This is a genomic window from Stenotrophomonas sp. STEN147, assembly GCF_056757995.1.
This window is the reverse complement of sequence record NZ_JBRRCG010000002.1, coordinates 14,363-39,389: the sequence shown is the minus strand read 5'-3', so window position 1 is coordinate 39,389 and position 25,027 is coordinate 14,363. Positions and strand designations below refer to the sequence as shown.

Annotated in this window: 24 protein-coding genes; all 24 read left to right on the top strand. The window is 68.3% G+C overall.

What is annotated here, in order from left to right:
- Positions 1-4: 4 nt before the first annotated feature.
- The 24 genes from fliG to motD all read left to right on the top strand — a co-directional run bounded on the left by fliG (position 5) and on the right by motD (position 25,026).
- Positions 5-991 (top strand): flagellar motor switch protein FliG, encoded by a 987-nt coding sequence (gene fliG, locus ACVOKU_RS03040; RefSeq protein WP_053519595.1) that lies wholly within the window; start codon positions 5-7, stop codon positions 989-991.
- On the top strand, positions 988-1,629 hold the full coding sequence (locus ACVOKU_RS03035; RefSeq protein ID WP_053519596.1) for a FliH/SctL family protein: 642 nt from the start codon (positions 988-990) through the stop codon (positions 1,627-1,629). The genes fliG and ACVOKU_RS03035 overlap by 4 nt, the downstream gene beginning before the upstream one ends.
- Positions 1,626-3,011: a FliI/YscN family ATPase gene (locus ACVOKU_RS03030; protein WP_481559036.1), complete on the top strand. Its 1,386-nt coding sequence runs from the start codon at positions 1,626-1,628 to the stop codon at positions 3,009-3,011. The genes ACVOKU_RS03035 and ACVOKU_RS03030 overlap by 4 nt, the downstream gene beginning before the upstream one ends.
- 3 nt (positions 3,012-3,014) lie before the next feature.
- On the top strand, positions 3,015-3,482 hold the full coding sequence (fliJ, locus tag ACVOKU_RS03025) for a flagellar export protein FliJ (protein WP_065183030.1): 468 nt from the start codon (positions 3,015-3,017) through the stop codon (positions 3,480-3,482).
- Positions 3,479-4,570 (top strand): flagellar hook-length control protein FliK, encoded by a 1,092-nt coding sequence (locus ACVOKU_RS03020; protein WP_481559035.1) that lies wholly within the window; start codon positions 3,479-3,481, stop codon positions 4,568-4,570. The genes fliJ and ACVOKU_RS03020 overlap by 4 nt, the downstream gene beginning before the upstream one ends.
- A 111-nt stretch (positions 4,571-4,681) precedes the next feature.
- Positions 4,682-5,200 carry a flagellar basal body-associated FliL family protein gene (locus ACVOKU_RS03015; RefSeq protein ID WP_481559034.1) on the top strand — a complete coding sequence of 173 codons (519 nt, stop codon included), beginning with the start codon at positions 4,682-4,684 and terminating at the stop codon, positions 5,198-5,200.
- A 10-nt stretch (positions 5,201-5,210) separates the two neighbouring features.
- Positions 5,211-6,215 carry a flagellar motor switch protein FliM gene (fliM, locus tag ACVOKU_RS03010; RefSeq protein WP_065176161.1) on the top strand — a complete coding sequence of 335 codons (1,005 nt, stop codon included), beginning with the start codon at positions 5,211-5,213 and terminating at the stop codon, positions 6,213-6,215.
- On the top strand, positions 6,212-6,547 hold the full coding sequence (fliN, locus tag ACVOKU_RS03005) for a flagellar motor switch protein FliN (protein ID WP_053519602.1): 336 nt from the start codon (positions 6,212-6,214) through the stop codon (positions 6,545-6,547). The genes fliM and fliN overlap by 4 nt, the downstream gene beginning before the upstream one ends.
- A complete protein-coding gene (gene fliO / locus ACVOKU_RS03000) occupies positions 6,544-6,951 on the top strand; it encodes a flagellar biosynthetic protein FliO (protein ID WP_481559033.1) in 408 nt (135 codons plus the stop codon). Before fliN ends, fliO begins: the two co-directional genes overlap by 4 nt.
- A gap of 1 nt (position 6,952) precedes the next feature.
- Positions 6,953-7,735, top strand: a complete 783-nt coding sequence (gene fliP, locus ACVOKU_RS02995) for a flagellar type III secretion system pore protein FliP (protein WP_074898838.1) — start codon at positions 6,953-6,955, stop codon at positions 7,733-7,735.
- A 93-nt stretch (positions 7,736-7,828) separates the two neighbouring features.
- Positions 7,829-8,098, top strand: a complete 270-nt coding sequence (locus tag ACVOKU_RS02990; protein ID WP_053519605.1) for a flagellar biosynthetic protein FliQ — start codon at positions 7,829-7,831, stop codon at positions 8,096-8,098.
- 13 nt (positions 8,099-8,111) lie between these two features.
- Positions 8,112-8,903, top strand: a complete 792-nt coding sequence (gene fliR, locus ACVOKU_RS02985) for a flagellar biosynthetic protein FliR (RefSeq protein WP_053519606.1) — start codon at positions 8,112-8,114, stop codon at positions 8,901-8,903.
- Between the two features lie 163 nt (positions 8,904-9,066).
- A complete protein-coding gene (locus tag ACVOKU_RS02980) occupies positions 9,067-11,199 on the top strand; it encodes a putative bifunctional diguanylate cyclase/phosphodiesterase (RefSeq protein WP_481559032.1) in 2,133 nt (710 codons plus the stop codon).
- Between the two features lie 72 nt (positions 11,200-11,271).
- Positions 11,272-13,506: a CocE/NonD family hydrolase gene (locus ACVOKU_RS02975; RefSeq protein ID WP_481559031.1), complete on the top strand. Its 2,235-nt coding sequence runs from the start codon at positions 11,272-11,274 to the stop codon at positions 13,504-13,506.
- An 83-nt stretch (positions 13,507-13,589) separates the two neighbouring features.
- The gene (gene flhB / locus ACVOKU_RS02970) at positions 13,590-14,720 is read left to right on the top strand and encodes a flagellar biosynthesis protein FlhB (protein WP_053520068.1); all 1,131 of its coding nucleotides are present in this window, start codon (positions 13,590-13,592) and stop codon (positions 14,718-14,720) included.
- Positions 14,717-16,822: a flagellar biosynthesis protein FlhA gene (flhA, locus tag ACVOKU_RS02965; RefSeq protein WP_481559030.1), complete on the top strand. Its 2,106-nt coding sequence runs from the start codon at positions 14,717-14,719 to the stop codon at positions 16,820-16,822. Before flhB ends, flhA begins: the two co-directional genes overlap by 4 nt.
- A gap of 145 nt (positions 16,823-16,967) precedes the next feature.
- The gene (gene flhF / locus ACVOKU_RS02960; RefSeq protein WP_481559029.1) at positions 16,968-18,620 is read left to right on the top strand and encodes a flagellar biosynthesis GTPase FlhF; all 1,653 of its coding nucleotides are present in this window, start codon (positions 16,968-16,970) and stop codon (positions 18,618-18,620) included.
- The gene (locus ACVOKU_RS02955) at positions 18,607-19,494 is read left to right on the top strand and encodes a MinD/ParA family ATP-binding protein (RefSeq protein ID WP_481559028.1); all 888 of its coding nucleotides are present in this window, start codon (positions 18,607-18,609) and stop codon (positions 19,492-19,494) included. The genes flhF and ACVOKU_RS02955 overlap by 14 nt, the downstream gene beginning before the upstream one ends.
- A complete protein-coding gene (locus tag ACVOKU_RS02950; protein ID WP_053520064.1) occupies positions 19,491-20,234 on the top strand; it encodes an RNA polymerase sigma factor FliA in 744 nt (247 codons plus the stop codon). The genes ACVOKU_RS02955 and ACVOKU_RS02950 overlap by 4 nt, the downstream gene beginning before the upstream one ends.
- A gap of 57 nt (positions 20,235-20,291) precedes the next feature.
- A complete protein-coding gene (gene cheY / locus ACVOKU_RS02945; RefSeq protein WP_053520063.1) occupies positions 20,292-20,684 on the top strand; it encodes a chemotaxis response regulator CheY in 393 nt (130 codons plus the stop codon).
- The gene (locus ACVOKU_RS02940; protein WP_481559027.1) at positions 20,684-21,289 is read left to right on the top strand and encodes a protein phosphatase CheZ; all 606 of its coding nucleotides are present in this window, start codon (positions 20,684-20,686) and stop codon (positions 21,287-21,289) included. The genes cheY and ACVOKU_RS02940 overlap by 1 nt, the downstream gene beginning before the upstream one ends.
- A 2-nt stretch (positions 21,290-21,291) precedes the next feature.
- On the top strand, positions 21,292-23,124 hold the full coding sequence (locus ACVOKU_RS02935; RefSeq protein ID WP_481559026.1) for a chemotaxis protein CheA: 1,833 nt from the start codon (positions 21,292-21,294) through the stop codon (positions 23,122-23,124).
- Between the two features lie 146 nt (positions 23,125-23,270).
- Positions 23,271-24,011, top strand: coding sequence for a flagellar motor protein (locus ACVOKU_RS02930; RefSeq protein ID WP_053520060.1), 741 nt, complete (start codon positions 23,271-23,273; stop codon positions 24,009-24,011).
- Between the two features lies 1 nt (position 24,012).
- Positions 24,013-25,026, top strand: coding sequence for a flagellar motor protein MotD (gene motD / locus ACVOKU_RS02925; protein WP_481559025.1), 1,014 nt, complete (start codon positions 24,013-24,015; stop codon positions 25,024-25,026).
- The last annotated feature ends 1 nt before the right edge of the window (position 25,027 follow it).

Here is a 25,027-nt window from a genome sequence, read left to right as displayed (position 1 = left end):
ACCGTTGACCGGAGTGCAGCGCGCCGCCGTGCTGCTGCTGTCGCTGGGTGAACTGGACGCGGCCGAAGTGCTGCGCCACATGGAACCCAAGGAAGTCCAGAAGATCGGCATCGCGATGGCCACCATGTCCGACATCACCCGCGAACAGGTGGAACGGGTGATGGACCAGTTCGGCCAGGAGCTGGGCTCCAAGACCTCGCTGGGCGTGGGGTCGGACGACTACATCCGCAACATGCTGGTGCAGGCCCTGGGCAGCGAAAAGGCCGGCAACCTGATCGATCGCATCCTGCTGGGCCGCAACACCACCGGCCTGGATGCGCTGAAGTGGATGGATCCGCGTGCGGTCGCCGACCTGGTCCGCAACGAGCATCCGCAGATCATCGCCATCGTCATGGCCCACCTGGAAACCGACCAGGCCGCCGATGCGCTGAAACTGCTGCCCGACCGCACCCGCGTGGACGTGCTGCTGCGCATCGCCACCCTCGATGGCATTCCGCCGAACGCACTCAATGAACTCAACGAGATCATGGAGCGCCAGTTCGCCGGCAACCAGAACCTGAAGTCATCCAACATCGGCGGCGTGCAGTGCGCGGCCAACATCCTCAACTTCATGGACAGCGGCCAGGACCAGGCGATCCTGGGCGAGATCGCACGCATCGACGCGCCCTTGAGTGGCCGCATCCAGGACCTGATGTTCGTGTTCGACGACCTGGTGGATCTGGACGACCGCGAGATGCAGCTGGTGCTGCGCGAAGTCAGCGGCGAGCGGCTGGGACTGGCCCTGCGCGGCGCCGACATCAAGGTGCGCGACAAGATCACCCGCAACATGTCCCAGCGTGCCGCCGAAATCCTGCTGGAGGACATGGAGGCCCGTGGGCCGGTGCGTCTGTCCGACGTGGAAGGCGCTCAGCGCGAGATTCTGGCCATCGTCAAGCGCATGGCCGATGAAGGCACCATCACCATCGGCGGCAGCGCGGAGGCCATGCTGTGAGCACGGTCGTGCGCTGGCTCGCCCCTGACCTGCTGGCCCAGCCGGAACCCGTGCTGGAACAGGAGGACGCGTCCGGGCATGCCGGGCCGGACCCCGAGCACGAGCCGGAACCGCCGCTGCAGTTGCCGACCCTGGAAGAGATACAGGCCATCCAGGACAGTGCCGAGAAGGAAGGCTTCCAGCACGGCCATGCAGAGGGCTATGGCCAGGGCCAGGCCGAGGTGCGCCGGCTTGCCGCGCAGATCGAGGGCATCCTCGACAACTTCAGCCGCCCGTTGGTCCGCCTGGAGAACGAGGTGGTCGGTGCGCTGGGAGAGCTTGCGGTCCGCATCGCCGGTGCCCTGGTCGGTCGCGCCTACGAGGCCGAACCGGCGCTGCTGGCACAGCTGGTCGGCGAAGCCATCGATGCGGTCGGCGGCAGCACGCGGGAAGTGGAAGTGCGCCTGCACCCGGACGACATCGCTGCCCTCGCCCCCTTGCTCACCCTGCCACCGCAACAGCGGCTGGTGGCCGACACCAGCCTCAGCCGCGGCGACCTGCGCGTGCATGCCGAGGCCGTGCGCATCGACGGCACTCTCGAAGCTCGCCTGCGTGGCGCGCTGGACGCGGTGATCCGCCAGACCGGAGCGAACGCATGACGCCCGAAACGCCACTGCCGCCGCCTGCGGCCGACTGGGCCCTGGCCCGCAATCTGCGCTTGGCCCGTCGCCTGGACGGGCTGCGCGTGGACACCGCGCACGGCCGTGGCCTGATCCGCGAAGGCGTGCTGCGCCGCGCGGTCGGGCTGACCCTGGAAGCGGTGGGCTGCGAAGCACCGCTGGGGGCCAGCTGCAAGGTCGAAGTGGTCGACGGTGGCTGGGTGGATGCCGAAGTGGTCGGCTTCGCCGGTGAGCGCACCTACCTGATGCCCAGCGCCGAACTGCATGGCCTGTTGCCCAACGCGCGGGTCGTGCCGTCGGCGCGGCGCGGCGGCGTGGAAGTGGGCGAAGGCCTGCTCGGCCGGGTGATCGACAGCGATGGCGTGCCGCTGGACGGCAAGGGCCCGATCCGTGCCGAAGGCCACGTCGGCATGGCCGGTGTGTCGATCAATCCACTCGCGCGCGAGCCGATCACCCAGCCACTGGATGTGGGCGTGCGCGCCATCAACGCACTGCTGCCGATCGGCCGTGGCCAGCGTGTCGGCCTGTTCGCCGGCTCCGGCGTCGGCAAATCGACACTGCTGGGCATGATGACCCGCTACACCGCTGCCGACGTCATCGTGGTCGGGCTGATCGGCGAACGCGGCCGCGAAGTGCGTGATTTCGTCGAAACCACGCTGGGCGAGGAAGGCCTGCGCCGCGCGGTGGTGGTCGCCAGCCCGGCCGACCGGCCACCGCTGGCGCGCCTGCATGGCGCCTACCGTGCAACCGCCATTGCCGAGTGGTTCCGCGACCAGGGCCTGAACGTCCTGCTGCTGATGGACTCGCTGACCCGCTTCGCGCAGGCACAGCGCGAGATCGGCCTGTCGGTGGGCGAACCGCCGACCACGCGCGGCTACCCGCCGTCGGTGTTCGCAAAGCTGCCCGCGCTGGTCGAACGCGCCGGCAACGGCGCCAAGGGGCGCGGCTCCATCACCGCGTTCTACACCGTACTGACCGAAGGCGATGATCCGCAGGATCCGATCGCAGACGCCGCACGCGCGATCCTCGACGGCCACATCCTGCTGTCGCGCCGGGTCGCGGACAGCGGCCTGTACCCGGCCATCGACGTGGAATCGTCCGTCAGCCGCGTGGTCACGGAAATCGCCGACGAACCGTGGCGCCTGCGCATCCGCAAGCTCAAGCGGCTGGTGTCGGCCTACTCGGCCAACCGCGACCTGATCGCCATCGGCGCCTACCAGCGCGGCAACGACGCGGCCACCGACGAAGCCCTGGAACGCTGGCCGGAAATCATGGAATTCCTGGGACAGGACGTGGCCAAGGCCGCGGATCTCCCGCACAGCCAGGCGGCGCTGCAGCGCCTGGTGGAAAACGAGGTGTAAGCGATGAACCAGTCCAAGCGTATCGACCCTCTGCTGAGGCGGGCACAGGAACATGAAGATGCGGTCGCCCGCGACCTGGCCGAGCGCCAGCGCCTTCTCGACACTCACCTGTCGCGTCTGGACGAACTGCGACGTTATGCCGAGGAGTACGCCAACGCACAGATGGCCGCGACCAGTCCCGCCCAGCTGTTGAACCGGCGCGCGTTCCTTGACCGCCTCGACAGTGCGGTGGAGCAGCAGCAGCGCACCGTCGACGGCAACCGCGAGAAGGTCGAAGCCGAACGCGCGCGCCTGATCCTGGCCAGCCGGGACAAGGCGGTGCTGGAGCAGCTGGCCGCGAGCTATCGCGCACAGGAAAAGGTGGTGACAGACCGCCGTGACCAGCGCGAGATGGATGACATCGGCGCGCGTCGCTCCCGCCTGGCACAGGCCGAGGACCAGGACGGCGCAGACACCGGAGGCCGTTCGTGACGCCCGCCGCGCTTTCCGGCAGCAGCACGACGACCCCTCCGCCCGGCGTGGGCAGCAGCCCGTCGCGCACGGCACGCAGCGAAGGCGGCAAGGACTTCGGTCAGCTGCTGCAGGGCGGCGCGCCCGTCCCGCCCACGGACAGCTCCGCGCCGACCGGCGTTGCGGCCACCGGCAGCGATGACGCCGCCAGCGTGCGGCCCCCCGCCAGCGATCAGGTCGAAAGCGAGGCCGCTGCGCCACCGGCCGGCAAGGGTGCGACCGACCAGGACGCGACGACGGAAACCGACGAGGCGCCCTGGCCGCCATTCGGTCTGGCCGGGCTGGTGCTGGCCGCTCCACTGCCCGCCGACCCTGCGGCCAGCATCCCACCGTCCGCCGCGAACACGGCGCCGCCGGCCCTGGCGGCGACCGCCGTCCCCCCATCGCCGGTTGCCGCGTCGCCTGCCGCCGTGGTGCAGTCACCCGCCACGGGCGTCGATGGCGAGGACGGCGCACTGTCCCTGCCTGTCCTGCCGACGGGCGACGCCGCGCTGGAGCGCAGCGGTGACACCGACAGCACGTTGCAGGGTGATCGTGCCCCGCCTGCACCCCTGCAGGCGCCCCTGCCCGCCGCGCTGCAGGATTTGAAGGCGACGCTGTCCAGCACCGCGGTCTTCAACGGCGAACCGACGCCGAAGCCCGTGCTTGGCGACGATGGATTCGACCAGGCGATCGGCGCCCGCCTGGGCTGGCTGGCCGACCAGAAGATCGGTCACGCCCACATCCGACTGAGCCCGGACGATCTGGGGCCGGTGGACGTACGCCTGCAGCTCAGCGGTGACAAGGTCCACGCCAGTTTCAGCAGCCCGCACGTGGATGTCCGCCAGGCGCTGGAAAGCAGCCTGCCACGCCTGCGTGAACTGCTGGGCGAACAAGGCTTCCAGCTGGCCCACGCCGATGTCGGCCACCAGTCGGGCGGCGGTGGCGCACCGGCCGGCCAGGCCGGGCAGGAGGCAGGTCGGGGTGACGGAGAACCGACGCGGGGTGATGCCAGCCTGCCGGCCACCCCGTTGATCCGCCAGCGTGGCCTGCTGGACGCCTACGCCTGACGTGCGCGACCGACGCAGGCCCTGCCGACGGATTTCCGTCGCACCCTGTTCCCGGTGCATCGGCACACCCCTTGCATATCCCGGTGAAGCAACCCTCAGGAGCTTCACCTCGTGGCCGCAGCCGCTGACAAAACCAAGAAGAACGTCGAAAAGGACAAGGCCCGCACGCCGCGCAGTCCGATCCTGATCACCGCGCTGGTGGCCGTACTGGCTGCCGCTGCCGCCGGTGGCGGCGTGTGGTTCTTCACCCAGTCCACGCAGGAAGAAAAGACCAGCCAGGCGCCGAAGAAGAAGGACGCCACGCCGGCACCGGCGCAGTACTTCGCGCTGGAGCCTGCGTTCGTGGTCAACCTCAATGGTCCCATCGACGGCCCGCGCTACCTGCAGCTGGAAGTGCAGCTGATGACCCGTGATCCGGCCGCGCTGGAGGCGATCAAGACCCACGCTCCGGCCCTGCGTGCACGACTGCTGATGCTGTTCTCGCAGGTCGAGCCGGCACAGATTGCCGATGTCGCCGGCAAGAAGAAGCTGCAGGCCGATTCGCTGGCCGAGGTGCAGAAGGTGCTCAAGGCCGAGACCGGCAGCAATGGTGCCGACGATCTGCTGTTCACCAGCTTCGTGACCCAGTAAGGGCCCACCGATGAATGATCTGCTGTCCCAGGACGAGATCGATGCCCTGCTCCACGGCGTGGACAGCGGCGCGGTCGAGACCGACCCGGAGCCGCCCTCCGGCGAAGCGCGTTCATACGACTTCGCCAGCCAGGACCGCATCATCCGCGGCCGCATGCCGACGCTGGAAATGGTCCACGAGCGCTTTGCACGCCTGTGGCGCATCGGCCTGTTCAACCTGATCCGGCGCTCGGCCGAACTGTCGGTGCGCGGCATCGAGCTGATCAAGTTCAACGACTACATGCATTCGCTGTATGTGCCGACCAACCTGAACCTGATCCGTTTCAAGCCACTGCGCGGCACCGGCCTGATCGTGTTCGAGCCGACCCTGGTGTTCGCCATCGTCGACAACTTCTTCGGCGGCGACGGGCGCTACCCCACCCGGATCGAAGGCCGTGAGTTCACCGCCACCGAGATGCGCGTGATCCATCTGCTGCTGAAGCAGACCTTCGCCGACCTGCGCGAAGCGTGGGCACCGGTGATGGACGTGGAATTCGAGTACATCAACTCGGAGATCAACCCGCACTTCGCCAACATCGTGACCCCACGCGAATACGTGGTGGTGTGCCGCCTGCATGTCGAGCTCGACGGCGGCGGCGGCGACATCCACGTCACCCTGCCGTACTCGATGCTCGAACCGATCCGGGAGCTGCTCGATGCCGGCATCCAGAGCGATCGCAACGACCGCGACGAAAGCTGGGGCCAGACCCTGCGCGAGCAGCTCAACATCGCCGAAGTGACCCTGTCCAGCGTGCTGGCCAGCAAGCGCATGACCCTGCGTGACCTGACCCGGCTGAAGGTCGGCGACATCCTGCCGATCGAGCTGAGCCCGCAGGTGCCGCTGTGCGTGGAGAACATCCCGGTGTTCACCGGCGAATTCGGCATCGCCAACGGCATGAACGCCGTGAAGATCACTGCTACCCATCCGCCGGGCACCCGCCCGCGCGTACCCGTCATCCAGGAAGACCCGCAATGAACGATACCGACGCCCTCGAACCGACTCCGGCCCAGTTCGGCACCCTGCACGCCGACGAGGCCTCCGGGGTCGATCTGAATCTGGACGTGATCCTCGACGTGCCGGTGACCCTGTCGCTGGAAGTCGGCCGCGCCCGCCTGCCGATCCGCAACCTGCTGCAGCTCAACCAGGGTTCGGTGGTGGAGCTGGAGCGTGGCGCCGGTGAATCGCTTGACGTGTTCGTCAACGGCACCCTGATCGCGCATGGCGAGGTCGTGGTGATCAATGACCGCTTCGGCGTGCGCCTGACCGATGTGGTCAGCCCGAGCGAACGCATCCGGAGACTGCGTTGAGCCTGCTGGCGTCCACCCTGCTGGGCGTCGGCAAGGCCGCCGCCCCGGTCGGCCAGCACGCGGCCTCGGCACCGGGCCTGTTCGGCGCGGTGCTGGCGCTGCTGGCCGTGCTGGCCCTGGTGGTCGGCCTGGGCTGGCTGCTCAAGCGCCTGCCCGGCAGCGGCTTCCGCCCGGCCGAAGGCATGAAGCTGGTGGCCAGCCTCAGCGTCGGCGCCAAGGAACGCGTCGTGGTGGTGGAGGTCAACGGCCAACAACTGCTGCTGGGCGTCACCGCCGGCAGCATCAACGCCCTGCATACCCTTTCCGAACCGCTGCCGCCGCCCACGCCGGTGCGCGTGCCGGACCTGAAGAACCTGCCGAATTTCGCCCAGCTGCTGCAGCAGCGGCTGCGCAAGGACCCCTGACATGCGTGTCATCCGTACCCGTCCAGCTACCCTGATCGCGTGGCTGCTGCTGATTGCCCTGTGCCTGCTGCCCGCGCTTGCCTTTGCCGCGCCGGGCGCTGCTCCGGCCACGCCACTGCCGGATGTCAACGTGGGCAGGATCGGTGGCCAGCCGGTCAGCCTGCCGCTGCAGACACTGCTGCTGATGACGGCGATCACCCTGATCCCGTCGATGCTGCTGGTGCTGACCTCGTTCACGCGCATCATCATCGTGCTGGGCCTGCTGCGGCAGGCACTGGGAACCGGCCAGACCCCGTCCAACCAGGTGCTGCTGGGCCTGGCCCTGTTCCTCACCGCGATGGTGATGATGCCGACCTGGGACAAGGCGTGGAGCAGCGGAATGGCGCCCTACCTCAACGGCCAGATCGACTTCCAGACCGCGTGGACACTGACCACCCAGCCGCTGCGCGGCTTCATGCTGGCGCAGATCCGCGAGACCGACCTGATGACCTTCGCCGGCATCGCCGGGCACGGCACCTACGCCAGCCCGGATGCGATCCCGTTCCCGGTCCTGGTCGCCTCGTTCGTGACCAGTGAACTGAAGACCGCCTTCGAGATCGGTTTCCTGATCTTCATCCCGTTCGTGATCATCGATCTGGTCGTGGCCAGCGTGCTGATGTCGATGGGCATGATGATGCTGTCGCCGATGCTGGTCTCGGCACCGTTCAAGATCCTGCTGTTCGTGCTCGTCGACGGCTGGGTGCTGACGGTGGGAACGCTGGCGGCCAGCTTCAATCCGGCGTGACCCGGACCGGCGTGATTGCAGGGGCCGCCCGCCATTGCCGGCGGCCGCATTGACCACCGCCGGGCAGGACCCGGCGCTACCGATGGAAAGACGATGTCTCCCGAACTTGCCCTGACCGAACTGCGTGGCGGCCTGATTGCCGTACTGTGGGTGGCTGGCCCGCTGCTGCTGACCGTACTGGTGGTAGGTGTGGTGGTCGGTGTCGTGCAGGCCGCGACCCAGCTCAATGAGCCCACCATCGCCTTCGTCGCCAAGGCGGCGGCGTTGACCGCCGTGCTGTTCGCCCTGGGCAGCCTGCTGATCGGCCATCTGGTCGAATACACCACGCTGCTGTTCCAGCGCATTCCGCACCTGATCGGCTAGGACGCGCACCGCGATGGATGCCGCCACCCAGATGGCTGCCGACGGCCTGCAGGCCTTCGGCATGATCGGCACCGTGCTGTGGACGATGCTGCGCATCGGCGCGGTAGCCATGGCCATGCCCATGGTCGGCACCCGTGCGGTGCCGGCGCGGATCCGCGTGGTACTGGCCGGTACCCTCGCCATCGCGCTCGCCCCGCTGCTGCCGCCCGTGCCGGAGTGGACCGGCTTCGATGCGGCCACCGTGCTGACCATCGCCCGTGAGCTGGCCATCGGCGTGGCCATCGGCTTCCTGCTGCGGCTGGTGTTCGAAGCTGGCGCGATGGCCGGCGAACTGGTGGCACAGGGCACCGGCCTGGCGTTCGCGCAGATGAGCGACCCCCTGCGCGGCGGCACCTCCGGCGTGATCGGGCAGTGGTTCTACCTGTTGTTCGGCCTGCTGTTCTTCACCGCGAACGGCCACCTCGCGCTGATCTCGCTGGTCGTGGACAGCTACCGGGCACTGCCGATCGGTGCGCCGCTGCCCGATCCGCACGCGTTCTTCAGCATCGCCCCGACGTTCCTGCTGACCGTGCTGCGCGGTGCGCTGACACTGGCCATTCCGTTGACGGTGGCGATGCTGGCGGTGAACCTGGCGTTCGGCGTGCTCGCCCGTGCGGCACCTGCGCTCAATCCGATCCAGCTCGGCCTGCCGGTGTCGCTGCTGCTGGGCCTGTTCCTGCTGGTCCTGCTGGCCGGCGAAATGGGGCCCCCGGTGCAACGACTGTTCGATGCGGCGTTCCAGGCTGCGGACGCGGTCACACACTGACGCTTCGATCACGCTCTGGTGCTTGCCGTCCCCCCGGGGGCGCGCGTTAGAGTGAATACGCGGCAACCGGGGGGATGCCGCGCCTGGCAGCCACATCCGGCTGCCTGCCACATGCATGCCCCACCGTAGTTTCCGTCGACAGGCAGGTCCGGGAGACTGACGAATGCTGGTAGGCACGTACAACGCATGGCTGGTGGCAGTCTCGCTGTTGGTGGCCGTGATGGCTTCCTACACCGCATTGGCGATGGCCGGACGTACGGTCACTGCACCCGGCAGGGGCGCGACCTGGTGGTGGCGGCTCGGTGGCGGCTTCGCGATGGGCCTGGGCATCTGGTCGATGCACTTCATCGGCATGCTGGCCTTCGACCTGCCCATTCCGCTGGGCTACGACCTGCCGATCACCCTGCTGTCGCTCGCCCTGGCCATCGCCTCGTCGGTGTTCGCGCTCTGGCTGGTCTCGCTGCCCACCCTGCCACATCCACGCCTGGCAGGCGGTGCCTTGCTGATGGGCACCGGCATCGCCGGCATGCATTACGTCGGCATGGCCGCGATGCGCATGCAGCCCGGCATCGACTACCACACGGGCTGGCTGCTGCTGTCGCTGCTGGTTGCGGTCGCTGCATCCTGGACCGCCCTCTACGTCGCCTTCCGCCTGCGCGCGCAGCGCACCCGGGTCGGCGACCGGCTGGCCGCCGCCGGCCTGCTCGGCCTGGCCATCGTGGGCATGCACTACACCGGCATGGCCGCCGCGCGCTTTCCACAGGGCAGCATCTGCGGCGCGGCGGTAGGCGATGGCCTGCAGAGCACCTGGCTGGCGATGCTGGTGGTGCTGTTGACCGTCGCGATCCTGGCGGTGGTGCTGGTGGTGTCCTGGCTGGACCAGCGGGTGGAAGCGCAGCTGCTGCGCCTTCGCAACGCGATGCTGAGCACCTCGCTGACGGATGCGCAGGAGGAATTGACCCAGGCCGCGCTGCACGACCCATTGACCCGCCTTCCGAACCGGCTGCTGCTGCAACGGCGCATCGTGCAGTCACTGGCCGAAGCCGAACAGGGCGGCAGCCGCTTCGCGGTGATGTTCATGGACCTGGATGGCTTCAAGCAGGTCAACGATGCCTATGGCCACCAGGCCGGCGATGCCCTGCTGGTGGCCGTCGCCGAGCGCACCCGCCAGCTGCTGCGACCGAACGACCTGCTGGCGCGGCTGGGCGGCGACGAGTTCGTGCTGGTGGTGCGCATCGACCATGACGAGGACCTGCCGACCCTGGCCCGGCGCATCCTGCAGGCGGTGGGAAGCGGCCCGCTGCTGCCCGACAACGAACTGCAGGTGACTGCCAGCATCGGCATCGCCATCTGCCCCGACCACGCCGCCAGCGAACGCCAGCTGATGGCCTTCGCCGACGCTGCGATGTACCAGGCCAAGGAATCCGGCCGAAACTCCTTTGTCCTGTTCGCGGATTGGATGAACGACAGCGCCGAACAGCAGTTCCGCCTGCTGGCCGACCTGCGCCGGGCGATCGGCAGCGAACAGCTGTTCCTGCACTACCAGCCGAAGATCCGCGTGGCCACCCAGAAGGTCGCCGGCGCCGAGGCGCTGATCCGCTGGCGTCATCCGGAACAGGGCCTGATTCCACCGGATCGCTTCATCCGCCTGGCCGAGCGCAGCGGCGCGATCAACGAGATCGGCCGCTGGGCGCTGGACCAGGCGTGCCTGCAGCTGCGGCGCTGGCACGACGCCGGCCACGAGGGCTGGTCGATATCGGTCAACCTGTCGCCGGTGCAGTTCAGCTCGCCGCACCTGCTGCGCGATGTGCGCGACGTGATCGAACGGCATCGCATCACGCCGCGCAACCTGGTGCTGGAGATCACCGAAAGCACCGTGATGCGCGACACCGACACCAGCCTGCGGCTGCTGCAGACGCTGTCGGTGCTGGGGGTCGGCATCTCCATCGACGATTTCGGCACCGGCTATTCCAGTCTGCTGTACCTCAAGCGCCTGCCGGCCACCGAGATCAAGATCGACCACGCCTTCGTGCGCGATCTCGAACACAGCGCGGAGGACGTGGTGATCGTGTCGGCGATCGTGGCGCTGGGCCATGCCCTGGACATGGACATTGTTGCCGAGGGCGTGGAAACGGCTGCCCAGCGTGCCTACCTTGAGCGGCTGGGGTGCGATTACCTGCAGGGCTACCTGCTCGGCCGCCCGGTCGATGCGGCCCGTTTCATGCAGCTGCACGACCTGCCGCGGCCACGGGTGGAGCTGGCGCAGAACCCGCCCCCGCCAGCCCCGCCGGGGTAACGCCGGACTCTGCGCGGCGGGCGGCCACCCACCGTATGATGGCCACGCGCCCGCCATTCCAAGGAACACCCTGTGACCTTACGCGCTCTGCTTGCTGGCCTGCTGCTGGCGATCACCTGCACCCGCGTGGCCGCCAGCGATCTGCGGTGGTCGCTGCCCCGCGATGCGCCGCTGGCACAGGTGGATGCGGCACTGCAGGCACTGGGCACGGAGTTGCTGCGGTCGGCAACGTTGACCGATGCACAGCGCTGCCATGCGCTGCTGGCCACAGGCCACGACGCCGAGGCACGCGCGATGATCGGGAAGCTGCGCGCGGCGCTGGCCGCTGCCGGCGATGGCGCGGCGGCCCAGCGCTGGATGCCGATGCTGCTGGCAAGCACTGGCGCGCGGGATGCGGAAGCGTATTCGCGCGCCTTCCATTCGGCCTTTGCTGGCCTGGATGATGTTGCCGCCGTGCAGGCCGATGCAGCGCTGGCCTTGCCTCCCGCTGCGGTACAGGCGCAGCTGACGCAGGCGCTTGCGGCACAGGCCGATGCCGCGACCGTGCCGCAGTCGGCCGCGCTGGAGCTGGTGCGCCTGCAGGCTGTGTTGCGCGCGCAGACCCTGGCTGCGGCACTCGCCCCTGCACTGCTCGACGCAGAACAGCAACGCCGCTTCGTGATCGACAGCGGAGTACGTATCCCCGTGGCCGAAGGGGTGGTGCTGTCCGCACAGCTGGCACGGCCCCGCAGCGCGTCTGCGCCGCTGCCGACGGCCATGCTGTTCACCATCTACACCGACCCGCCCAAGAACCGTCTGAAGATGCTGCTGGCCGCGGCCCATGGCTATGCCGGCATCGTGGTCGACGCACGCGGAAAAGGTCAGGGTACCGGCACCATCGCCCCCTACGAACACGACGGGGTGGACGCCAATGCCGCGATCGACTGGGTCAGCCGCCAACCCTGGAGCGACGGTCGGGTCGCCCTGTATGGCGGCAGCTATGAAGGATTCACCGCGTGGGCGGCAGCGCGCCATCACCATCCTGCGCTGAAGACCATCGTGCCCTACGTGGCTGCCATTCCGGGCCAGGGCCTGCCGATGGAGAACAACGTATTCCTCAGCGCCAACTACGGCTGGGCCTTCTACGTGGCCAATGGCCCGATGCTGGATACCGACACCTATGGGCAGCAGGGCCGGTGGTCACAGCTGCCCGCCCGCTGGTATGCCTCCGGCCGGCCCTACCGGCAGATCGACCAGATCGATGGCACCCCCAATCCCTGGCTGCAGCGCTGGCTTGCCCACCCCGCCTATGATGGTTACTGGCAGGCCATGGTGCCGTACGCCGAAGACTTCAGGGACATCGGCATTCCGGTGCTGACCATTACCGGCTACTACGACGACGGCCAGATTTCCGCGTTGCAGTACTTCACCGATCACATGCGCTACCGGCCGGACGCCGATCATGTCCTGCTGATCGGGCCGTATGACCACGGCGGTGCCCAGGCCGCCAGCAAGCCGATGCAGCTGCGCGGCTACACGGTGGACCCGGTCGCGCAGTTCGATACGCCTGCGCTGACCTTCCAGTGGCTGGACCACGTACTTCGCGGTGCCCCGCGCCCGGCGCTTCTGGCCGACCAGGTCAACTTCCAGCTGATGGGCAGCAACACCTGGGGGCATGCAGCCACCCTGGATGCCGCTGCCGGCGGCCATCGCACGTACTACCTGTCAGCGGCCGCAGAGGGCAACCATCACCCGTTGCAGGAACAGCGGCCAACACCGGGAACACTGCGGCAGACGGTGGACCTCGCCGACCGCGAGGAAGTCCGGCATGGCTACTATCCGTTCCCGATCGTGGCCGCCGGGGACGAGCCGGACACGGCACTGACCTTCCTCTCCGAGCCCCTCGCAGCACCGATGGACCTGATCGGACCCTTCTCGGGCGATCTGAAGGTCCGCATCAACAAGCGCGACATGGACTTCACGGTCACCCTGTACGAGCTGCTGCCCGATGGGCGCCGGATGCAGCTGTCCTACTACGTCGGCCGTGCCAGCTACGTCCGCGACCCGACCACGCGGCAGCTGCTGGTCCCGGGGCGATGGACCGACCTGTCCTTCGATCGCACCCGCATGGTCGCCCGCCGTGTGGGCGCGGGCAGCCGGCTGCTGGTGAAGGTGGACGTGCTCAAGGACGCCATGCACCAGGTGAACCACGGCACCGGACGCGATGTCAGCGACGAGTCGGCCGCCGATGCGGGCGCCCCGCTGCAGGTGGACTGGCACAGCGACAGCACGCTGAGCATCCCGCTGCGGCCGGCCCTGCCCGGCTAGCATCGACGTTGCCCCGGCGGTGAACCCCGCGCCGCGGAACAGTTCTTGCAGGCACCCCGGCATCCCCTGCCGCAGTGCCCGTGATGTCCGAGAACGAATCCGCCGGCGAAAAGACCGAACAACCCACCGAAAAACGTCTGCGCGAAGCCCGCGAACAGGGCAACCTGCCGCGTTCCCGCGAACTGGGCACCGCCGCGGTGTTCGGTGGCGGCGTGCTGGCGGTGATGGCCATGGGCGGCTCGATCGGCCGGGGCGCCACGCAATGGATGAAGCAGGCGTTGAGTCCCGAGCAGGGGCTGCGGCAGAACCCGAAAGAACTGTTCGGCCACTTTGGCGACCTGCTGCTGCAGTTCATGCTGGTAATCACCCCGCTGGTGCTGGTCTGCCTGCTGGCAAGCTTCGTCGCCCCGCTGGTGATGGGCGGATTGCGCTGGTCGGCCAAAGCGATGATGCCCGACATCAATCGTCTGAACCCGCTGACCGGCCTCAAACGTCTGTACGGACCGGAAGCCATCGCTGAATTCACCAAGTCGCTGCTGCGCGTGGCCTTCGTGGGCGTCGCCGCCGGACTGGTGGTGTGGAGCGGCTTCGACACCCTGCGCGGGTTGATCCACCACCCACTGGAAACGGCCATCACCGATGGCCTGGGCTTCACCCTGCGACTGCTGCTGGCCACTGCCGGGGCAATGCTGGTGCTGGCCGCGATCGACGCGCCTTACCAGCGCTGGAACTGGATGCGCAAGCTGAAGATGACCCGCGAGGAACTGAGGCGGGAAATGAAGGAAAGCGAAGGCAGCCCGGAGGTCAAGGGCCGCATCCGCCAGCTCCAGCAGCAGATGGCCAACCGCCGGATGATGGAAGCGGTGCCCACCGCGGACGTGGTGGTGGTCAACCCGACCCACTACGCCGTGGCCCTGAAGTACGAGGGCGGCGCCATGAACGCGCCCACCGTGGTGGCGCTGGGCGTGGACGAGACCGCCCTGCGCATCCGTGAAGTCGCCGACGGCAACAAGGTCGCCATCGTCTCCGCCCCACCTTTGGCACGCGCCTTGTATCGGGAAGGCCAACTCGGAAAGGAAATCCCCGTGAGACTGTATTCGGCCGTGGCCCAGGTCCTGTCCTACGTCTACCAGCTGCGCGCCTGGCGCACCGGCCCGATGCCGGGCGCCCCGCACATCGAGGTGGATGAATTCGGCAAGGGAGGCCGGGCATGAGCGCGCAGGCCTCGTCCGGATTCAACACCCGCCGGCTGCTGGAGATGATCCGCCAGGGCCTCGGCGCGCCGCTGATCGTGCTGGCGCTGCTGGCGATGGTGGTGGTGCCGCTGGCGGCGCCCGTGCTCGATGCGCTGTTCACCTTCAACATCGCCATCTCGCTGATGGTGCTGCTGGCGGTGGTGTACGTGAAGCGCCCGCTGGATTTCACCATCTTCCCGATCGTGCTGCTGGTCACCACCATGCTGCGGCTGGCACTGAACGTGGCCTCCACCCGCGTCATCCTGCTCAATGGCCAGAACGGCCACGACGCGGCTGGCAAGGTCATCGCCGCGTTCGGTGAATTCGTGATCGGCGGCAACTATGCGGTCGGCATCGTGGTGTTCGCCATCCTGACCATCATCAACTTCGTGGTCATCACCAAGGGCGCCGGCCGTGTCTCGGAAGTGACCGCGCGCTTCATCCTCGACGCCATGCCCGGCAAGCAGATGGCCATCGATGCCGATCTCAACGCCGGCCTGCTGACGCGCGAAGAAGCCAAGCTGCGCCGCGAGGAGGTCCGCGAGGAAGCCGACTTCTATGGCGCGATGGACGGCGCCAGCAAGTTCATCCGGGGTGATGCGATTGCCGGCATCCTGATCCTGTTCATCAACATGCTGGGCGGCCTCGCCGTGGGCGTGCTGCAGCATGGCATGCCGTTCGGCGATGCCGCTGCGACCTACACCCTGCTGTCCATCGGTGACGGTCTGGTGGCGCAGCTGCCGGCCCTGCTGGTTTCCAGCGCAGTGGCGATGCTGGTCACCCGTGCCTCGCGCTCGCAGGACATGGCACAGGCGATGACCGGCCAGGTGTTCGGCCAGTACCGTGCCCTGGCCATCACCGCCGGCATCATCGGCCTGGTCGGCCTGGTGCCCGGCATGCCCAACGTCGCTTTCCTGACGCTTGCCGCGATTCTCGGCTTCATCGCCTGGAAGCTGTACCGGAAGGGACAGGTTCCGACCCCGAACGACACTGCCGGCAGCGATGTAGGCGCGGTCAATGCACTGGGCCGACCGGCGGCGCCGGCCCCCACCGCGGAACTGAGCTGGGACGAACTGCGTCCGGTCGACCCGCTGGGGCTGGAGGTCGGTTACCGGCTGATTCCGCTGGTGGACAGCAACCAGGGCGGCGAACTCATGGCGCGCATCAAGGGCGTGCGGCGCAAGCTGACCCAGGACGTGGGATTCCTGATTCCATCCGTGCACATCCGCGACAACCTGGAACTGCCGGCCAACGGCTACCGCGTGCTGGTACATGGCGTGCCGGTGGCAACCGCCGAGATCCATCCCGACCGCGAACTGGCACTGGACCCCGGCAGTGCGCTCGGCCCGCTGGACGGCATCGCCGGCAAGGATCCCGCCTTCGGCCTGGACGCCACCTGGATCCAGCCGCACCAGCGTGCCCAGGCCGAAACCATGGGCTACACCGTGGTCGACCCGGCCACCGTAGTCGCCACCCATCTTTCGCACCTGATCCGCGAGCATGCGCCGGAGCTGCTGGGCCACGAGGAAGTGCAGCACCTGCTGGCCAACCTCGCCAAGAGCGCGCCCAAACTCGTCGAAGATCTGACGCCCAAGGCGCTGCCGTTGTCGGCCGTGGTGCGGGTGCTGCAGAACCTGCTGGTGGAACGCATTCCGATCCGCCAGCTGCGCAAGATCGCCGAAGCACTGGTGGAGCACGCGCCGTCCAGCCAGGACCCGGCCACGCTCACCGCCGCAGTGCGCACGGCGCTCGGCCGCTTCATCGTGCAGGAGATCGCCGGAATGTCGGCGGAGCTGCCGGTGTTCACCCTCAACCCGCAATTGGAACGTGTCTTGCAGGAGTCCACGCAGGGCAACGGCGCCGCGCTGGAACCCGGGCTTGCCGAGCGACTGCATCAGAGTCTGGCCGAATGTGTCAGCAAGCAGGAAGCCCGCAACGAGCCCGCGGTCGTGCTGGTTCCCGGCCCGGTACGTGCCGCGCTGGCACGCCTGGTCCGTCACAGCGTTCCGTCGCTGTCGGTACTGGCGTACAGCGAAGTGCCGGAGGACAAGCGCCTGAAGCTGGTCGGAACGATCAGCTGACGCCGCCCACCGATGCGTCAGAAAACAGACACCACCTTCGAACCACCGCAACAGACAGATGCCAAGGGGAACCCGTTCCGTGCAGACCACCGACCACCCGCGTTCTCCCACCACCCCCCCGCCGTCCCCGTCCCGTGACCTCAGCATGAAAATCAAACGATTCGTCGCCGCCGACATGCGCTCGGCCATGAACCTGGTGCGCAAGGAACATGGTCCCGATGCTGTGATCCTGTCCAACCGCCGGATCGAGGAAGGCGTCGAGATCGTCGCCGCAGCCAACTATGACGAGAGCGCGGTGCAACGCGCGCTGGAAGCCTCGCGGCGCGACGTGGCTCCGCCGCCGCCGAAACCGCGCACCGCTGCGGATGCAGTGATCGCCGCGGTCACCCGTCGCCGCTCCGCGACACCGGCCCAGCAGCCGGTGACGGCCACCACATCGGCCGTGGCCGCCCTCGCCCGCGCGGCCGTCGGTGCCACCGGCCGCACCCTGGACAGTGCGGACGAGATCGTGCCCACCCGCGGCAGTTCCGGCTTCGCTGCCACCCTGGCGCGTGCCACCGTCAACGATCCGGCACTGCCGGAGCAGATCTTCGCGCCGTTCGCGAGCGCCGTCGCGGCTCCCGCCCCGGCGCCCGCCAACCGCGCCCGTTTCCTGATCGACCCGCCGCTGGACGAGCATCACGAATCCCCCGCGCCGGCAGTGCTGCCGCCGCCGCTGCCGATCACCGCTGCGGCCACTGCGCAGGCCGAGGCCGTGCACCCCGAACCGCCGTACGCGCAGGACGTCGCCGAGACCACGCCCGCCCCCATCGCGGCCGCCGAAGCGGAAACCGCGCCGGCGCCGGCCCCGCTCCTTGCCCCGGCACCGGTACTGACGGTGGTTGCACAGGACGATGCCGAGATCCGCCAGCTGCGCCACGAAGTGGCCGGCATGCGCCAGGTCATCGAGCGCGAGATGAACCGCTTCACCGACGAGCGCCTGCGCGGCTGCCCGGTGCGGGCGACCGCCCTGGACCTGATGGACGAGTACGGATTCGATGCCGGGCTGGCCCGCGATGTGGCCATGCAGATACCGCTGGAAACCGAAGCCCACCGCGGCCGCGGGCTGATGCTGGGCCTGATCTCGCGCAGGCTGCCGATCGCGCCGGTCGATCCGCTGGAAGAAGGCGGCGTGATCGCTCTGGTCGGTCCAACCGGGGCCGGCAAGACCACCACCATCGCCAAGCTCGCCTCGCGCTTCGCCGAAAAACACGCGCCGCGCGACGTGGCCCTGGTCACCACCGACACACTGCGCATCGGTGCCCGCGAGCAGCTGTACGGCTATGGCCGCCAGCTCGGCATCGCGGTGCATGAAGCCAACAGCGGTACCGACCTGGACCAGCTGCTGGAGCGGCTGAAGGACTACAAGCTGGTGCTGATCGATACCGCCGGCCTGGGCCCGCGCGACCGCGCCCTGACCGCGCAGCTGCAGTGGCTGCGTGCCGCCCGCCAGGTCCGCACTCTGCTGGTGCTGCCGGCCAATACCAGCTTTGGCGACATGGACGAGGTGGTGCGCCGCTTCGGCGCGGCCAACCTGCAGGGCCTGGTACTGAGCAAGCTGGATGAGACCGGCCGCTTCGGCAACGCCCTGTCAGTGGCGGTAGACCACGCGCTGCCGATCACCTGGGTGACCGATGGCCAGGACGTTCCGGACGACCTGCACCGGGCCAGCGCGGCCAATCTTGTACTTCGCCTTGAAGATTTGCGCCGAGCGGCCGATATGCCCTGCAACCCGGAGTTGAACCATGCCGTCGCGTGAGTACGCCAAGCTGACCAAGACCTTCCCGCTGTCGGCCACCCGCAGCGAGCCGCTCGGCCCTGTGCGCACCATCGCCGTGACCGGCGGCAAGGGCGGCGTCGGCAAGACCAACGTCTCGGCCAACCTGGCCGTGGCGCTGGCCGGCATGGGCAAGCGCACGCTGCTGCTCGACGCCGACCTGGGCCTGGCCAACATCGACGTGATCCTGGGCCTGAATCCCACCCACACCCTGGCGGATCTGGTCGCCGGCCGCTGCTCGCTGGAAGACGTGATCGTCGAAGGTCCGAACGGCGTGCTGGTGGTGCCGGCCGCGTCCGGTCGGCGGCACATGGCCGAGCTGGCCCCGGCCGAGCACATCGGCCTGGTGAACGTGTTCTCCGAACTGGAACGCGAGCTGGACATCATGGTGGTGGACACCGCCGCCGGCATCACCGACGGCGTGCTGACCTTCTGCCAGGCCGCACAGGACACGGTTGTCGTGGTCTGCGACGAACCGGCCTCGATCACAGACGCCTACGCACTGATCAAGGTGCTGTCGCGCGAGCGCGGCGTGGACCGCATCCAGGTGGTGGCCAACATGGTGCGCGACCCCAACGAGGGCCGCGTGCTGTATGAAAAGCTGACCCGGGTCTGCGAGAAGTTCCTTGCCGATGTCTCGCTGAACTACCTGGGCTGCGTGCCGCAGGATGACTGGCTGCGCCTGTCGGTGCAGCGCCAGCAGCCGGTGGTCAAGGCCTATCCATCCAGCCCGTCGGCCCTGGCGATCACCGAGATCGCCCGTCGCACCGCCCGCTGGCAGGCCCCCACCGAGCCACGCGGTGGCGTTGAATTCTTCCTCGAGCGCATCCTCAAGCAACGCGGGGTGGCAGCATGAAAGGCGCGGCCCAGTACAGGGAAGTCCAGCGCTCGGCGGCGACCGAGGTCATCGCCCAGCACTCGGACCTGGTGCGGCGCATCGCCCATCACCTGGCCGCACGCCTGCCGGCCAGCGTCGAAGTGGACGACCTGATCCAGGCCGGCATGATGGGCCTGATCGAAGCCTCGCGCAGCTACGACGCCGACCAGGGTGCCTCGTTCGAGACCTATGCCTCGATCCGCATCCGCGGTTCGATGATCGACGAGATCCGCCGCGGCGACTGGGTACCGCGCTCGGTGCATCGGCGTGCCCGCGATGCGGCCGCCACCATCCGCCGCCTGGAGCAGACCACGGGCCGTGCAGCCAGTGCCACCGAGGTGGCGGCGGCCATGGACATGCCACTGCCCGAGTACCTGCGGCTGATGGAGGACGCCTCGCGCGGCCAGGTCCTCAGCCTGGAATCGCGCATCGAAGACCAGGGCGAACTGGACACCGTCGCCCAGGGCGGACCCACACCGCAGCAGGTCCTGGAACGTGGCGAGTTCGGCCGCGAACTGGGCAAGGCCATCGGCCATCTGCCCGAACGCGAACAGCTGGTGCTCTCGCTGTACTACGAGCAGGAGCTGAACCTGAAGGAGATCGGCGCGGTGCTCGGCGTGAGTGAATCGCGCGTCTGCCAGATCCACGGCCAGGCCGTGCTGCGCCTGCGCGGCCGGCTGAAGATCTTCGAGGCCGCGGATGCCGGGCTTGAAGAATGAACATGCCCGCGGCGGCCACGGCCACCGCAGGCGACTGAACAACAAAGGAACTCCGCTTTGAACAAGAACATGCGCATCCTGATCGTCGACGACTTCTCGACCATGCGTCGCATCGTCAAGAATCTGCTGGGCGATCTGGGCTTCACCAACACCGCCGAAGCCGAGGACGGGCATGCCGCGCTGTCGATGCTGCAGAGCCAACCGTTCGACTTCGTGGTCACCGACTGGAACATGCCGGTGATGACCGGCATCGAACTGCTCAAGGCCATCCGTGCCGATGCCAAGCTCAAGACCCTGCCAGTGCTGATGGTCACCGCCGAGGCCAAGCGCGAGCAGATCATCGAAGCGGCGCAGAGCGGCGTGAACGGCTACATCATCAAGCCGTTCACCGCGCAGACGCTGGAAGAGAAACTGGGCAAGATCTTCGAACGCCTGGCGGCCAGCGCCTGATGGACGCCACGGTCGACAAGAACGCCCTCGCCCTGCGCCTGCAGGAAGCCCTCGACGCGCTCGAATCCGGCGACGAGAGCGGTTGGCGCCAGCGCATCGACGCCCTGGTGGCTGCACGCACGCAGCCGATGATGAGCGGCCTGTCGCGGCTGGCCCGCGAACTGGGCCAGGCCTTGGGAGAACTGCCGACCGTCCCCAGCGAGGCGGGCGAGCTGGACGACGCCTGCGCGCGCCTGGACCACGTCGTGGCGATGACCGAACAGGCCACGCACCGCACTCTGGACCTGGCCGAAGAGTGCCGCAGCCTCACCGAACAGCTGCGCGCCGAAGGCCTGCAGCCGGGGCAGGATGCGCAGCTGGAGCGCATCCGCCACAACCTGACCGAGATTGCCCTGACCCAGAGCTATCAGGACCTGACCGGACAGATCATCCGTCGCGTGGTCGGCATCGTCCGCCGCGTGCACGAAGGCTTTGGCGCGCTGGGCCTGCCACCGGAGCAGCATCGCACCGATCCGGCGCTGGCCGGGCCGGCACTGAAGGGACTGGACCGCCACGCGGTCTCTCAGAACGACGCCGACGACCTGTTGTCGGACCTGGGACTGTAAGCATGAGCGCGGTATCCGACGACATCACCGCCGATTTCATCATCGAGGCACAGGAAATCCTGGATCGCCTCGGCGAACAGCTGGTGTCGCTGGAACAGGCGCCGCAGGACGCCGACCAGCTCAACGCCGTGTTCCGTGGCTATCACACGCTCAAGGGCGGCGCCGGCTTCCTCGGCATCACCGCCATGGTCGAGCTGTGCCATGCCGCCGAAGAGGCACTGGGCGCCGCCCGCGCTGGCCAGGCGGTGCTGCAGCCGCATCACTTCGATGCCGCACAGCAATCACTGGACTACCTGCAATCGATGCTGGATGCCGTGTCTTCCGGCAATGAACCCGGCTATGCCCCACCGGACCTGATCGCCCAGTTCGACGTGCACGGCGCTGCTGCGCCGGCCGCCGCCGCGCCCGCAGCGACCGCGCCCGCCGCCGGCGACCTGATCACCGACGACGAGTTCGAGGCCCTGCTCGATCAGCTGCACGGCAGCAACGCCCCCACCGCGGTGGCGACGCCGGCCAAGGCCGACGATGGCCTGATCAGCGAGGATGAGTTCGAAGCCCTGCTTGACCAGCTGCACGGCGGCGCCGCCCCCGGCGCGAAACCCGTGGCTGCTCCGCCGGCGCCTGCGCCTGCACCGCCCGCACCGCGCCCCGCGGCCGCCGCTGCCAAGCCCGCGGCCAACAAGCCGGTGGCCGAGGCCGAGCACACCGTGCGCGTGGATACCAAGCGGCTGGATGCGATCGTCAACCTGATCGGCGAGCTGGTGCTGTCGCGCAACCGGCTCAAGACCCTGCGTGCGCGCCTGCGCGACGAGGAACTGGACCGCGCCGTGTCGACCCTGGACATCGCCACCGCGCGCCTGCAGTCGGCAGTGATGCGCACACGCATGCAACCGGTCGGCAAGGTGTTCTCGCGCTTCCCCAAGGTTGCCCGCGATGTCGCCCGCTCGCTGAAGAAGGAAGTGGACCTGGAGCTGGTCGGCGCCGAAACCGAGCTTGACCGCAACCTGGTCGAGGCCCTGGCCGACCCGCTGGTGCACCTGGTCCGCAACGCCATCGACCACGGCGTGGAGATGCCCGATCTGCGCGAAGCACAGGGCAAGCCGCGCATGGGCCACGTGCGTCTGTCGGCCCAGCAGGAAGGCGACTACGTCAGCATCGAGGTGCAGGACGATGGCGCCGGCATCGATCCGGAGAAACTGCGCGCGAAAGCACGCGAAAAGGGCTTGATCGACCCGGAGGCGGCGGCCCGGCTGAGCAGCGAGGAATGCCTGCACCTGGTGTTCCTGCCCGGCTTCTCCACCAAGCAGCAGGTGACCGACATCTCCGGCCGCGGCGTCGGCATGGATGTGGTGCAGTCGCGCATCCGCGAGCTCAGTGGGCAGATCCAGATCCAGTCGGAACTGGGCCGGGGCAGCCGCTTCCTGATCCGCGTGCCGCTGACCCTGGCGATCCTGCCAACCCTGCTGGTGCAGGCCGGCGAGGACGTCTATGCGCTGCCGCTGGCGCGCGTGATGGAAGTGCTGCATGCACCGCGCACCTCGCTGGGCTGGTTCGATGGCCAGGCGGTGCTGGATCGTCGCTCGCACACCCTGCCGCTGGTCGATCTGCGCCAGTGGCTGGATGTGACGCCCGCCGCCTCGGCGCTGCTCACCATCGTGGTGCTGCAGGCCGGCGAGGCGCGCTTCGGCCTGGTCGTGGACCAGGTCCGTGGGCGCGAGGAAGTGGTCATCAAGCCATTGCCGAAGGCCCTGCGCGGCCTGCGCGGCTACGCCGGTGCGACGCTGATCGGCGATGGCCGGATGGCCCTCATCCTCGACGTGGATGGCCTGCGATGACGCGCGCCGGGCTTGGCCCGGCGCTACCGGAAACGGCCCTGCGCGGTAGCGTCGGGCCATGCCCGGCGAACCAGAAACTGTGACTACCGTCTGTACGCGATCGACCGGTGTCTCAAGTCCCATTCACACACGCCGATACCGGACCCATGGATAGACTCAGCCTCATCGGACTCTTTCTCGCCCTGGCCTCGCTGGTCGGCGGCAGCATCCTCAAGGGCGCCGGACTGGCGTCCCTGTGGTCGCCTGCGGCGTTCGTGATCGTCATCGTCGGCACCATCGCCGCGATCCTGCTGCACACCGCACCTGCCGTATTCAGGCATGCCTTCCGGATCGTGCGCTGGGTCGTGCGCCCGCCGCACAGCGATCGTCGCGAGCTGATCCAGCAGATCGTCGAGTGGAGCAACATCGCCCGCCGCCAGGGCCTGCTGGGCCTGGAAGCGCAGGTGGAAGCGCAGCAGGATCCGTTCCTGCGCAAAGGCCTGCAGCTGCTGGTCGATGGCGTCGAGCCCGAATCGATCCGGCACATGCTGGAGATCGAGCTGGGCAGCCAGGAACACCGTGACCAGGCCGCTGCCAAGGTCTTCGAGGGCATGGGCATCTATGCGCCGACGCTGGGCATCATCGGTGCGGTGCTGGGCCTGATCGCCGTCATGAAGAACCTGGCCGACCCCAGCAAGCTGGGGCATGGCATCGCCGCCGCCTTCACCGCCACCATCTACGGCATCGCGTCGGCCAACCTGCTGTTCCTGCCGATCGCCGCCAAGCTGAAGGGGGTGATCGCCCACAACAGCCGCGACCGCGAGATGGTCATCGAAGGCCTGATCTCGATCGCGCAGGGCGAGAACCCGCGGAACATCGAAACCAACCTGTCCGGCTTCCTGCACTGACATGGCCCGCCGCAGACACCACGAAGAGCACGCCAACCATGAAGCATGGGCGATCCCCTATGCCGATCTGATGACGCTGCTGCTGGCCTTCTTCGTGGTGATGTATGCGATCTCCTCGATCAACGAAGGCAAGTACCGGATCATGGCCGATGCGCTCACCGATGCCTTTGGTGGCGCGCCGCGCACCATCAATCCGGTGCAGGTCGGCAACAAGCAGGTGCAGGGGGGCGGCTGGGACAGTCCTTCGGTGATCAAGTCCGGCACCAAGATCGGCCCGTCCGCACCGGCACCCTCGCACGACCCTACCCTGCTGCCGGCCATGGCCTCGCAGATGCGCATGCCGGTCTCGGTGCACGACCAGCAGCAGATCGCCCGTGCCGAGCGCCAGCTCAGCAGCATCGCCGACCGGTTGACCGCCGCGCTGTCGCCGCTGATCGAGCGCGGCATGATCAGCGTGCGCCGCACCGAGCTGTGGATCGAAGTGGAGATCAACAGCGACATCCTGTTCCCGACCGGCTCGGCGGCGCTGGACGTGCACGCGCGCGGGACGCTGTCCAGCCTGGCCGGCGTGCTGCGCGATGTACCCAACAGCGTGCGGGTGGAAGGCCACACCGACAACGTGCCGATCGCCACCGCCACCTTTCCCTCCAACTGGGAACTGTCGGCCGCGCGGGCCGCCAGCGTGGTCCACCTGTTCGCCGACCAGGGCCTGCAGCCTTCGCGTCTGGCCATGGTCGGCTACGGCCAGTTCCGCCCGCGCGAGGACAACGACAGTGCGCAGGGTCGCAACCGTAACCGCAGGGTGATGGTCATCATCCTGGCCGATACCTCGCACTCGGTCGACCCGCTGGGCCAGCGCCTGAACGCCGCCAACGGCGCGGCCTACCCGTCCTCCGGGCCTGCGGCAACACCCGCCACAGTGCCCTCCCCGTCCCCCATTGCACCGGTGCAGTTGCCACCGGTGCCGGCTGGCAGCCGTGTCGGCGCCGCCGCTCCCCCGGCAATGAAGGAGTAAA

Coding starts and splice junctions, on each gene's coding strand:
- ACVOKU_RS03030 (WP_481559036.1), top strand. CDS start 1,626: ATGACGCCCGAAACGCCACTGCCGCCGCCTGCGGCCGACTGGGCCCTG.
- fliJ (WP_065183030.1), top strand. CDS start 3,015: ATGAACCAGTCCAAGCGTATCGACCCTCTGCTGAGGCGGGCACAGGAA.
- fliM (WP_065176161.1), top strand. CDS start 5,211: ATGAATGATCTGCTGTCCCAGGACGAGATCGATGCCCTGCTCCACGGC.
- fliN (WP_053519602.1), top strand. CDS start 6,212: ATGAACGATACCGACGCCCTCGAACCGACTCCGGCCCAGTTCGGCACC.
- fliP (WP_074898838.1), top strand. CDS start 6,953: ATGCGTGTCATCCGTACCCGTCCAGCTACCCTGATCGCGTGGCTGCTG.
- ACVOKU_RS02990 (WP_053519605.1), top strand. CDS start 7,829: ATGTCTCCCGAACTTGCCCTGACCGAACTGCGTGGCGGCCTGATTGCC.
- fliR (WP_053519606.1), top strand. CDS start 8,112: ATGGATGCCGCCACCCAGATGGCTGCCGACGGCCTGCAGGCCTTCGGC.
- ACVOKU_RS02980 (WP_481559032.1), top strand. CDS start 9,067: ATGCTGGTAGGCACGTACAACGCATGGCTGGTGGCAGTCTCGCTGTTG.
- flhB (WP_053520068.1), top strand. CDS start 13,590: ATGTCCGAGAACGAATCCGCCGGCGAAAAGACCGAACAACCCACCGAA.
- flhA (WP_481559030.1), top strand. CDS start 14,717: ATGAGCGCGCAGGCCTCGTCCGGATTCAACACCCGCCGGCTGCTGGAG.
- flhF (WP_481559029.1), top strand. CDS start 16,968: ATGAAAATCAAACGATTCGTCGCCGCCGACATGCGCTCGGCCATGAAC.
- ACVOKU_RS02955 (WP_481559028.1), top strand. CDS start 18,607: ATGCCGTCGCGTGAGTACGCCAAGCTGACCAAGACCTTCCCGCTGTCG.
- ACVOKU_RS02950 (WP_053520064.1), top strand. CDS start 19,491: ATGAAAGGCGCGGCCCAGTACAGGGAAGTCCAGCGCTCGGCGGCGACC.
- ACVOKU_RS02940 (WP_481559027.1), top strand. CDS start 20,684: ATGGACGCCACGGTCGACAAGAACGCCCTCGCCCTGCGCCTGCAGGAA.
- ACVOKU_RS02935 (WP_481559026.1), top strand. CDS start 21,292: ATGAGCGCGGTATCCGACGACATCACCGCCGATTTCATCATCGAGGCA.
- ACVOKU_RS02930 (WP_053520060.1), top strand. CDS start 23,271: ATGGATAGACTCAGCCTCATCGGACTCTTTCTCGCCCTGGCCTCGCTG.
- motD (WP_481559025.1), top strand. CDS start 24,013: ATGGCCCGCCGCAGACACCACGAAGAGCACGCCAACCATGAAGCATGG.